Source organism: Butyrivibrio sp. LB2008, assembly GCF_000621565.1.
GTDB lineage: Bacteria > Bacillota > Clostridia > Lachnospirales > Lachnospiraceae > Butyrivibrio.
In genome coordinates this window covers 80323-90339 of sequence record NZ_JHXZ01000020.1, presented here as the reverse complement: position 1 = coordinate 90339, position 10017 = coordinate 80323, and the positions used below count along the sequence as shown (strand labels likewise).

Annotated in this window: 11 protein-coding genes; 9 read left to right on the top strand and 2 right to left on the bottom strand. The window is 39.8% G+C overall.

Going from position 1 to position 10017, the window contains the following annotated elements:
- Positions 1-241: 241 nt before the first annotated feature.
- Complete coding sequence (locus T356_RS0108100) at positions 242-1552, bottom strand: IS30 family transposase (RefSeq protein WP_026513189.1); 1311 nt, start codon at positions 1550-1552, stop codon at positions 242-244.
- A 265-nt stretch (positions 1553-1817) separates the two neighbouring features.
- Here T356_RS0108100 and T356_RS0108095 point away from each other — a divergent pair, with 265 nt between their 5' ends.
- The 9 genes from T356_RS0108095 (at position 1818) to T356_RS20810 (ending at position 9184) form a co-directional block, all read left to right on the top strand.
- Positions 1818-2075, top strand: coding sequence for a hypothetical protein (locus T356_RS0108095; protein WP_026514065.1), 258 nt, complete (start codon positions 1818-1820; stop codon positions 2073-2075).
- On the top strand, positions 2056-3126 hold the full coding sequence (locus T356_RS0108090; RefSeq protein WP_035780728.1) for a HindVP family restriction endonuclease: 1071 nt from the start codon (positions 2056-2058) through the stop codon (positions 3124-3126). Before T356_RS0108095 ends, T356_RS0108090 begins: the two co-directional genes overlap by 20 nt.
- An 18-nt stretch (positions 3127-3144) precedes the next feature.
- Positions 3145-4128, top strand: a complete 984-nt coding sequence (locus T356_RS0108085) for a DNA cytosine methyltransferase (protein WP_026514063.1) — start codon at positions 3145-3147, stop codon at positions 4126-4128.
- A gap of 125 nt (positions 4129-4253) precedes the next feature.
- Complete coding sequence (locus T356_RS0108080; RefSeq protein ID WP_026514062.1) at positions 4254-4601, top strand: hypothetical protein; 348 nt, start codon at positions 4254-4256, stop codon at positions 4599-4601.
- 249 nt (positions 4602-4850) lie between these two features.
- Positions 4851-6356, top strand: coding sequence for a MobA/MobL family protein (locus T356_RS0108075; protein WP_026514061.1), 1506 nt, complete (start codon positions 4851-4853; stop codon positions 6354-6356).
- Between the two features lie 31 nt (positions 6357-6387).
- Positions 6388-6561, top strand: coding sequence for a hypothetical protein (locus tag T356_RS21095; protein ID WP_155839002.1), 174 nt, complete (start codon positions 6388-6390; stop codon positions 6559-6561).
- 28 nt (positions 6562-6589) lie between these two features.
- Positions 6590-8287 carry a recombinase family protein gene (locus tag T356_RS18830; RefSeq protein WP_051563274.1) on the top strand — a complete coding sequence of 566 codons (1698 nt, stop codon included), beginning with the start codon at positions 6590-6592 and terminating at the stop codon, positions 8285-8287.
- Between the two features lie 314 nt (positions 8288-8601).
- A complete protein-coding gene (locus T356_RS18825) occupies positions 8602-8847 on the top strand; it encodes a type II toxin-antitoxin system RelE/ParE family toxin (protein ID WP_442856033.1) in 246 nt (81 codons plus the stop codon).
- Between the two features lies 1 nt (position 8848).
- Positions 8849-9184 (top strand): helix-turn-helix domain-containing protein, encoded by a 336-nt coding sequence (locus T356_RS20810; protein WP_081777782.1) that lies wholly within the window; start codon positions 8849-8851, stop codon positions 9182-9184.
- On the opposite strand, the gene T356_RS18820 is transcribed toward T356_RS20810, so the two are convergent.
- Positions 9085-9843, bottom strand: coding sequence for an ABC transporter ATP-binding protein (locus T356_RS18820; RefSeq protein WP_051563273.1), 759 nt, complete (start codon positions 9841-9843; stop codon positions 9085-9087). The two genes, T356_RS20810 and T356_RS18820, sit on opposite strands and share 100 nt — an antisense overlap.
- Positions 9844-10017: the final 174 nt, after the last annotated feature.

Here is a 10017-nt window from a genome sequence, read left to right as displayed (position 1 = left end):
ACTTAAATGAAAAAGTAAATTCCAGTTGCTAATAAATGCCTCAAAATGCGGATTTAAATTCCGTTTTTGCACCTTAACAATTTCATATTTTTGCCATATAATGAGCCCATAAGCACCCAGTTTGATAGTTTTTTGCATGCTAATGGGGCACCTGGAAAATAGTGTGCGAGACTAAATTCCACATGCCTTGTGTGTAAGACTAAATTCTGGTGCAGTGAAATCTGCCTGTGCTTAAACTATTTTATTTCAACAGGGCTGGACACAGCATTACATCATCTGGGGCTATATGTTCTAGGCCCAATGCTTTATGAATCGAATTGTCCAGGAGTAAAAGAGATAGTTCATATGGGCTGTGCCCATTGAGGCTGTCTCTTTTTTCGCTATTTATGTGATTCATCATGCGATGAATTTTATCTTTATCAAGATCAGCAAAAGAGCTTCCCTTGGGTCTGATATAACGTATGTATTCGTGGTTCTTCTCACAAGCACCTTTCTGCCAAAAGCAATAAGGGTCACAGTAGAAAACTATAGTACTTTCTGAGCCGTCACTGAATGTTTCCATCGCTTCGCGGGCAGAAAACTCTGTGCCACCATCAGTCAGTATAACGGGAAACAGCTTTTTGAAAGCTTCCTTTCCAAGGTTGTTTTCTAACCACTTGAATACTTCTAGTACACAGTCTTGATTTTGATGCTCAAGCAAGAACATAAGCATCAGGTTACAGTTACGGAATGTGAAGGTCAGAATAACCTTATTCTCAGTCTTTTGGCCCTCTACGCAGTCCATTTCAACTACGTTTACATCAGGATGCTCCTTGAGATATTTGAGAAAATCTTCATAGTTGTGACCTTTACGATAGGAACGATCTCTTGCACTTGCCTGAGTAGCTTTCTTTCGTTTCTTGTACCTGACAGCACGCCTAAGGTCTCCATTACGGACGTCAAAGACACTATCATTGATATAAGAGTAGAGTGTTCTTCTGGAACACCCAAGCTCTTCTGCATGAGTAGCATATACGTGACCTATTGACTGATGCTTATCCTTTATCAGTGGAACAAGGATGTCATTCATTGCCTGTATGCTCTCCGGAGTCTGGTTTATACCAGACCTGCAGTCAACAAGGACTCTGCGATACTCATCATGTGCATACTTGGACGAATAAAACTTTCTGGGCATAGAACAATGAGTTTTCTTCCCACATCCATTGCACACATATGGTGGCTTCTTGAGCTTGGCACACTCAGCGGTTTCATAACCGGGACATATATCTATGCATCTGAAATCAGGCTTTCTGCATATCTTACAGAGCCTGCCGCATTGATCGTCACACAGACATACTATCTGGCAGTCTTTGCGGTGTATGCATGGTGGATTTGTATATCCGGGATCTGGCCGTTCTTTAACTTGAGCGTGCAAACGTACTTCTTTTGAGACAGTTGAAGGATCTTTCCCGATTATCCTTGCTATCTCAGCAAAGGACTTGTTTTCGGTCAATCCTTTTTCAATCTCTACACGTTGTTCAAATGTTATATGTTTCTGATTGCCTTTATTCATAATAAATCTCCAATCTGCACAGGCAGGCAATCAGCTGCCCGAACATTATATAGAGATCTATATGTGAATATCAATATGGCAAGTATATATGTGTAAGAGTAACTTCCATAACCCTAGAATTTACTCTTGCAAACTGGAATTAAAAATTACATTTAAGTAAGAAAGCAAATGGCGCAAATGAAAAAGTGAAAAAAGAAACATACGTTCTGAAAAGAGATTTACTTTGACGTCAACTTATGCTATTATCATTTAGGAGGTTGACGTCATGGAAAAAAGTGTATTTAATGAGTGGCTTATCAACGAAAAAAAGTTGACAAGTAAATCAGCTAGAGATGTTGTTTCTAGATATGTTAGAGTTAGTTCTATGCTAGGAAGTGAACCAAAGTCAATTCAAGAAATTGATTATTTGGCAGATAATGATTTATTTATTGATTGCACTAAGACAGTCAAATCCCAATTGCGTAGAGCAATAAGACTTTATATTGAATATCTGGAGGTTACACATGGAGAGCGCAAGCAATGAGCCAAGATTATTTGGCATAAATAATTCTAATAGGGATTATACTAAACGTGATACTTGGGGAAAGAATCAGTTTAACTCTTCATTCCCAGCTTCGTTGGCATGTTATTTGTATCATAAAAACATGAAAGCGGTTTACATTAAGGCTGATGAGAACAATAAGAACTTCACAGACTATATTGGTGTGGATACTCTTTTTGGAATTAATCCTTTGTCGGATGATACATTTTTCTCATTTGAAAGTCAGTATTTACCATTTCAGAAATACGTTACAGGGAGCATTCCAAGAAATGATTTAGTTATCCAGAATAGTAAGACGGGTAAAATTACATCAAGTTTGGAAATCAAGTTAACTGCACTACCTGATAATGCAACATGTGACTTATCAGAAAGTGATTATGGTTCTGAAATTGTAATAAGACCAGATACTATAATTTATCTTGCTTGCAGTATCATTGAGTCGTTTGATGGAAATAAAAAAGAAATTGCAGATATAATTGGGAAAACAGCCGATTCAATTGCAGATTGGACAGAGGCACAGAATGTTTTACCATACTGTAAGTACATGAAAGATGTCATTGAAAGAATCGTTAGAACGAAAAATGATAAGCAAAAACCTATTGTTATGGAACCAATCTGGAAAACAAATGGTAAATCTCCAACATTAGCAGATTATTGTTTGGATGTTTTTGTTTGGAGTGACTATGGCATGCTAAATCTTTTTATGCCAGAAAAACCAGAAGAATTAACAAAAATTTCGCGTCATACAAGAACAATGGTGTGGTTATTTAAGATGCTTTATGATTACAGCAAAAAGGGACAATTTGATGGTGAGTCAATTATTGATGAATTGTCGTATAACACGAAGAATGATAAAGCATTTTCTACAAATGGTGCAAGAACACATGGGTTGATGACTTGTAAGGAACTTGAACAACCAAGAATAAATAAGTCAGAAATAAAAAATATTATTTTAGGCGGAGGACAGCATTTACTTAGTCCAGAGCGTAGGTTCGATGCTATTATTGTAAACTCGCCAGATTTGTTTGAATAAGTAAGAGGAGTTGATGGTATGAGAGCAGTAGACATATTTTGTGGATGCGGAGGATTATCATATGGTTTTGCTAAACAAGGTTTTGAATTAGTAAGAGCGTTTGATAATTGGGAAACAGCACTAAATATTTACAATGCAAATTTTAGACATGAAGCGGAAAAGGTTGATGCGTATGAACTGACAGCACAGTATTTAGCTCAGTTCGCACCAGATATGATAATCGGAGGACCACCTTGCCAGGATTATTCTTCTGCTGGGCTTCAAGATGAAAAAAAAGGCAGAGCTGATTTAACATTGAGATATGCAGACATTGTTTGCGAGGTTTTACCAAGATTCTTTGTAATGGAAAATGTAGATAGAATCGTAAAGAGTGAGACACTTCCTAAAGCTATAAAAAAATACAAGGATGCGGGGTATGGTTTGTCGCAAGTAGTATTGGATGCATCTAAATGTGGTGCTCCGCAGAAGAGAAAGAGATTTTTCTTGATTGGGGAACTGAATGGGCAAGATGGTTTTTTGGAGGAAAGGTTAATAAAGGGTCAAGCTGCAACGAGTATGTCAATTTATGATTACTTAGGAAATGAGTTTGGTACAGAATACTATTACAGACATCCAAGGTCTTATGCAAGAAGAGGTATATTTAGTATTTATGAGCCAAGCCCTACAGTAAGAGGCGTAAATCGACCTATACCACCAAACTATAAGTTTCATAGTGGAGATGCAATAAAAGATTTAGAGAAAGTAAGACCTTTGACTACTCTTGAGAGAGCTAGAATACAGACATTTCCTAGAAACTTTGACTTTTTAAATGTTAAGAAAACTGATTTGGAGCAGATTGTTGGTAATGCAGTTCCAGTTGAATTGGCATCTTATGTAGCTGGAAAGTTAAAGGAATATATTAGAGAAAATGGTATTTTTAATGAAGTACCTTTGGAAGAACAAGTATATATGGAACCGCAGAATGTTCAAATGAATATTGAGGATTTTGCTGTTGCGAATTAAGTATTAAATTGCTACAGAGCACTTTAGATTAGAAATAGTCTAAGGTGCTTTTTTATTTACGGCGGTTGTGATCCTAACGGAACACCCGCCTTTTTTCATGCAAAAAACGAAAGGAGAAATGAAACATGATTAACACAGAAATCACAACAACAAAAGGAATGGAGCAGGCACAAAGACAGATGGAACAAGCCAAAAATCGAATGGCTCTGGAGAAGAAGAAAGCCAACGAGGAAAGGAGAAGAAGGGAGAACGCCCATAAGTACATGATGGGCGGTGTTGTTCACAAGTATTTCCAAGAGTGCTATTGCTTTGAAGAATCAGAAATGAATGAAATTCTTAAGGTTGCTCTTGCTACTCCGCAGTGCCAGAAAGTTATTGCAGACATTAAAGCCAGAGCTACTAATCAAGTCGAGTCTAGTCCTGTCGAAAGCGAGGTGAAGTCGAATGAGTCAGAACGTACCGAAAGCCGTTAATGTTTTTTCACCCAACTTGTTGGGTGCGCACAGATATACCACCCTTCGGATGGTATGTGCGCTCTCCGAGGGGTCTTGCAGACGGCATTGCCCACAAAAGCCGTGGGCAAAAGGGGAAAATACCTTTCCCCTTTGGAGCAAAAAACGCTCCTACCCCTTTGTGCAACCTCAGAAAAGGATACCCACAAAAAAATGTGGCTATCCTGATCTGAGGTTTTTGCGTGTGCCTTCCCGAAAGGTGGTGAGGCGATGAAGAATCTTAGCACACGCTTTACCGTAGTGAGCAGAGCCAAAGGTGGGTCAGCTATCGACAAGGCAAGTTATATCAGCCGTGAAGAGCTTTTCTCTGAGTACGATGGAACAATGCACCGACCAGATAAGACTACGGAAGATTTAGTTCATGCAGAAGTAAGTCTGCCAGATAATGCACCGAGCATCTACCTTGACAGAGAAACGCTATGGAACTCTGTAGAGCTTGTGGAGAAACAAAAAAATGCACAGCTCTGTAGAATGATGAAAGCATCACTTCCAAACTCATGGACTTATGAAGTTGCAGAAGAGGTTGTCAGAAAATATATCATGGATAACTTTGTTTCAAAGGGGATGTGTGCTGATTGGGCAATCCATGATTCAGTAAATGAGAAAGGACAACGCAATCTTCATTTTCATTTATTGCTTACTCTAAGGAGCATCGACGAAGAAGGAAAGTGGATGCCGAAGCAGAAGAAAATCTATATTCTTGATAAGGATGGAAACAAAATCCGAACCAAGAAAGGCTATAAATCCAAGACCGAGAAAACCAATGATTGGGATGATAAATCTTATGGCAGGATTTGGAGAAAGAACCTCACCGACTTAATCAATCAGACAAACGAAGCCCTCAAAATTGAGGAGCAGTGGGAGTATCGTTCTTTTAAGGAGATGGGGATTGAAGAACCGCCGACCATCCATCTGGGAAGTCGTGCTAATGCTCTTGAGAAAAAAGGCATTGCTACAGAGCGTGGAGATTATAACCGAAAGGTGTTGGAGATTAGAGGACTTGTTTCCTTTATCGAGCAGACTTCCGCAAGCATCGAGGCATTCAAGAAAAAAGCTGCCGATGTTACTAACGAGGTTGTCGATATCATCAAGGCTGTTGTCAAAAGGCACGGGCGATTGCAATTGCCCGTTTATGGTGGAGTGTTCTTGAGGAAGATTAAAAACAGAGAAAAGCTCCAAGATGCTGACCACATGATGAGGTTTGCATCGGCTAAGGACATTACAGACTTTGAAAAATTGGATGCTTTTAAGGATAGTCACGAAGCACATTACAATGCACTGCTTGATGAATTTTACGAAGGTGTTGATAGGCAAAATCTTTTGTATGAAATGATTGATGCTTGGGATAGATTCAAGCCTTACAGCGATATCAAAAAGCAGAGTCTGAGCCTAAAGGGATTGGCTAAGCTGAAATATGATATGGAGCATAAGGAACAGCTTGCAGATTATCCTGATCGCATCGAAGCGATGCGTAGGATAATCCCAGAGGGTGAACCTATCACACCGAAGAAATGGCAAGCCGAGATTAAATCTATCGTAAAGCGAAGGGATGAAATCAACGCAGAGCTAAAGGTTGAAGTCAGCGACCTTGCTTGTGCCGAAACTCTGAAATACAACAAGAGCCATGAAGAGCAGGAGCGACTTGCTGATGAAAGAGTTGTAGAACGAAAACAAAATAGAACACATAACAGAAAGCGCAGTGACCCAGAGAGGTGATTGCGCTTTTTCTGTTGAGAGGGGTGATTTATTGGCAAAGACAAAGATTAAGGTTATCCGTTGCTATGACGGTAACAGAACGGCAAAGGACATTCTCAATGAGGCTATCGCTTTAAAGGTCAGAAAAAAGCTCAATGACGATATAGAAAACATAAGGAGAAAGGAATATAATTCAGATAGTACTCAAGATAAAAAACACCCATGAGTCTATCTGGATTATGCGGGTGATGAGTATGAGAATGACAAATTTACAGATGGAAGAACTTCTTGCACCAACTTACAAAGTGGGCGTGTACTGCCGACTTTCCAAAGAGGATGAAGATATCCGAGATGGAGAAAGTCAGAGTATCGGTCATCAGCGTGAGATGATAGAGGAGTTCTGCAGAGCGAGAGGATGGGCAGTAGAGGAAGTCTATATTGATGATGGCTACTCTGGTACAACGTCAAACCGACCAGACCTACAGCGTATGCTAAAGGACGTTGAGAAAAAGAAAATCAACGTGGTTGTTACCAAAGATTATAGCCGTCTGGGACGAGATAATCTCTTTACCGAACACCTTCGTGAAATTTGGTTTCCAAAGCATGAGTGCCGTTACGTGGCAATCAATGACAACATTGATACTATGTACGATGATGAAATCGCACCATTTAAGGCACTTTTCAATGCACAGTATTCAAAGGATATATCCAAGAAAGTGCATTCCGCTTATATGAACCAAGCTCAGAAGGGAAGGTTTACCGGATGCGTTGCTCCATTCGGATATCTGAAAGACCCAGAGGATGCCACACACCTTATCATTGATGAGGAAACAGCACCTTTTGTTAGGCAGATATTTGATTGGGCACTTGATGGGCATGGAACGGCATTTATTAAGCGCAGACTTGAAGCAAATAAAGTGCCTTGTCCTACATGGTGGAACAGACAGCGTGGCATCCGTAACCACTACACAAAGTGGGAGATACAAGACCCAGAGAACGGCAGATATGTTTGGGATGATTCGGTAATTGGCGATATGTTAATCAATCCCGTTTACTATGGTGCTATTGCATCACAGAAGAAGAACTACAAGTTCAAAGTCGGGGTAATTAACGAGAAAAAGCCAGAGGATTGGATCGTGGTAGAAAACACCCACGAACCAATCATTGACCAAGATTCTTTTGACATTGTTCAAGAGAAAATCGAGTCCAGAAAGTGTAGCCGTGGAGATGGTACAACTTCTCTTTTTGCAGGTCTTATCAAGTGTGGTGAATGCGGAAAGGCTCTTACAATCCGTAAGACCAATGCAAAGCACCCACAAGATATTTACGCTTGTGTAACCTACAATCGACATGGGAAGAATCATTGCACTCAGCACAGAATAGAGTTTGATACTCTTTACAACGTTGTGTTTGATGAAATCAAGGAGCTTGCTAATGAGGTTGTGGATGCTTATGACGTAGCCGAAAGCCTTGCTGATGCTTATGAGAGTGAACAGAGAGAACAGCAAGAGATACTGCAAAGAAACATCTGCAAGGCAAAGAACCGCTTGGAAACTTTGGAGCGTATGACAACAAAGGCTTATGAGGACTTTCTTACAGAAACAATCACAGAGCCAATGTTCAATTCCCTTGTGGAGCGCACCAAGAAAGAGTCTGAGGACTTGATGAAGCAGATTGCCCATGATGAGAAGCGTCTGGCAAAGAACGGCAAGACTGACGGAAATGCAAGAAAGTGGATTGACCTTATCAAAGACTATGCCGATATCACAGAGCTTGATGCTGACACCCTTAATCGTTTGATTAAGCAAATTGTTGTTCACGAAGAAATTACTGAGGACGGAACAAGAAATATCTCGATGGAGATACATTACAACTTCCGCCCAACAGACGAATCAAAGACTTACAATCTATCTGAATACGCAGAGGCAAATTCTGTTGCCGAAGCTATTTAAGACAATTCTATAAAACTTCTCCGTACTACAGTAGCTATTATTTTAGCTACTTGGTACACCCTTATATTTCCAACAAACTTGGTATAACACAGTTAATGGCTGTAGGTGGGTGCGCAATCGGTCGTGATTGGTCACAGCTCGCTGTCACAGCGCACTGCTTAAATTCCATATTGACACCCTATCAGATAGGGCGTACATTAAAGCTAACAGGAGGACGTATGACAAGAACATTTATATAGACATACGAGTTCTCTCGTAATTGGGATAGTCTTGGATTTGATGATGAAGACTTAAGGCTTTTGGAACTTGACATCATGGAACACACAGATAAATATCCTGTCATGCAGGGAACTGGTGGACTCCGTAAGGCAAGAATTGCTATGGAGAATAAAGGAAAAAGCGGTGGAGCTAGAGTCTGCTTTGTTGATTTTGTTTTTGCTGAGACAGTATATCTGATTACTGTCTATCCTAAGAAGGAAAAGGACAATCTTTCCAAGGAAGAAAGAAACGAGATCAAGAAAGCCATTGAAGCTCTTAAGAAGAGCCTTGGAGGTGAATAACATGGGTAAAAATAGTGTTTATGAGAGCATCATGGCAGGCCTTAATGAGGCATTGGAAGATGCCCAGAGCGAAAAGCCAATACTTAGGAAAAATAAAGTAACTGTTGAGCCTGTTAAGGTATTTGATGCTGCTGAAGTAAAAAAGATTAGGAATTCAACTGGAATGTCACAGAAGATATTTGCGAGCTATATGGGCGTTTCCGATAAAACAGTTGAGGCATGGGAAGCAGGAACCAATCATCCATCAGGAGCTGCAAGTAGGCTACTCAGCATGATTGAAAAGGATAAGGAGCTTATAATTAAGTTCCCATTTGTAACAAACGCTTTGGCGAAATAATCGCTATCACAACTATATAGGCAGTAATAAAAGTAATCGAGAGAAATCTTGGTTGCTTTTTTAGTGCGCCCGACGGCGCACAGCGAGAAAGTCCATACTGTCATATCTGTGTTGGCTCTTAGCATCTCAACTGCATCCCAGACATCGACTCTAGTTGCCAGATCCAGCCCTGTAGTAGGTTCATCCAGGAAAAGTATTCGCGGAGAATGCATTAGCGCAAATGCAATTTCGCATCGTCTTTTCTGCCCGCCTGACAGGACTCTGTAACGTTTATCCATTATGTCTGAGAGTTTCAATATGTCTGAAAGATCTGCCAAGCGATCTCTTATAGTCTTGTCATCGAGACCAAGCATTTTTGATCTTGTAACAATGTTTTCTTTTACTGTGAAAAGGTCATCAAGAACATTTGACTGATATACCACACCGATAGTCTTTCTGATCTCCATATCTTCTTTTCCAAGCTTATAGCCGCAAAGATATGCGTCACCTGAATCCGGCGTAAGTATCGTTGATAACATGTTTACTGTGGTAGATTTTCCCGCTCCGTTAACACCGAGAAATCCAACAAAGTCTCCCTGTTTAATTTCAAATCCGAGATTATCTACGGCATAGAATTTACCGTATCTTTTTGTAAGATTTTTAATTTCGATTGAATTCATTTGCGTTCCCTATCCTTTCCTTCGTTATCTGATAATCGGATAATACTGGATAAGCCGCAAATAAAAAATAAATATGCAAGTAAGTTGTATTTTTTTAGGGGTAAGTTGCAATTTGCCAATAAAGAGAGGTGCAATATACAATATACAAGTCAATATGTAAAATATAATTGACAA

Excerpts from the sequence above, each read along its gene's own strand:
- T356_RS0108100 (WP_026513189.1), bottom strand. The coding sequence starts at position 1,552 with ATGAATAAAGGCAATCAGAAACATATAACATTTGAACAACGTGTAGAG.
- T356_RS0108095 (WP_026514065.1), top strand. The coding sequence starts at position 1,818 with ATGGAAAAAAGTGTATTTAATGAGTGGCTTATCAACGAAAAAAAGTTG.
- T356_RS0108090 (WP_035780728.1), top strand. The coding sequence starts at position 2,056 with ATGGAGAGCGCAAGCAATGAGCCAAGATTATTTGGCATAAATAATTCT.
- T356_RS0108085 (WP_026514063.1), top strand. The coding sequence starts at position 3,145 with ATGAGAGCAGTAGACATATTTTGTGGATGCGGAGGATTATCATATGGT.
- T356_RS0108080 (WP_026514062.1), top strand. The coding sequence starts at position 4,254 with ATGATTAACACAGAAATCACAACAACAAAAGGAATGGAGCAGGCACAA.
- T356_RS0108075 (WP_026514061.1), top strand. The coding sequence starts at position 4,851 with ATGAAGAATCTTAGCACACGCTTTACCGTAGTGAGCAGAGCCAAAGGT.
- T356_RS18830 (WP_051563274.1), top strand. The coding sequence starts at position 6,590 with ATGAGAATGACAAATTTACAGATGGAAGAACTTCTTGCACCAACTTAC.
- T356_RS18825 (WP_442856033.1), top strand. The coding sequence starts at position 8,602 with ATGGAACACACAGATAAATATCCTGTCATGCAGGGAACTGGTGGACTC.
- T356_RS20810 (WP_081777782.1), top strand. The coding sequence starts at position 8,849 with ATGGGTAAAAATAGTGTTTATGAGAGCATCATGGCAGGCCTTAATGAG.
- T356_RS18820 (WP_051563273.1), bottom strand. The coding sequence starts at position 9,843 with ATGAATTCAATCGAAATTAAAAATCTTACAAAAAGATACGGTAAATTC.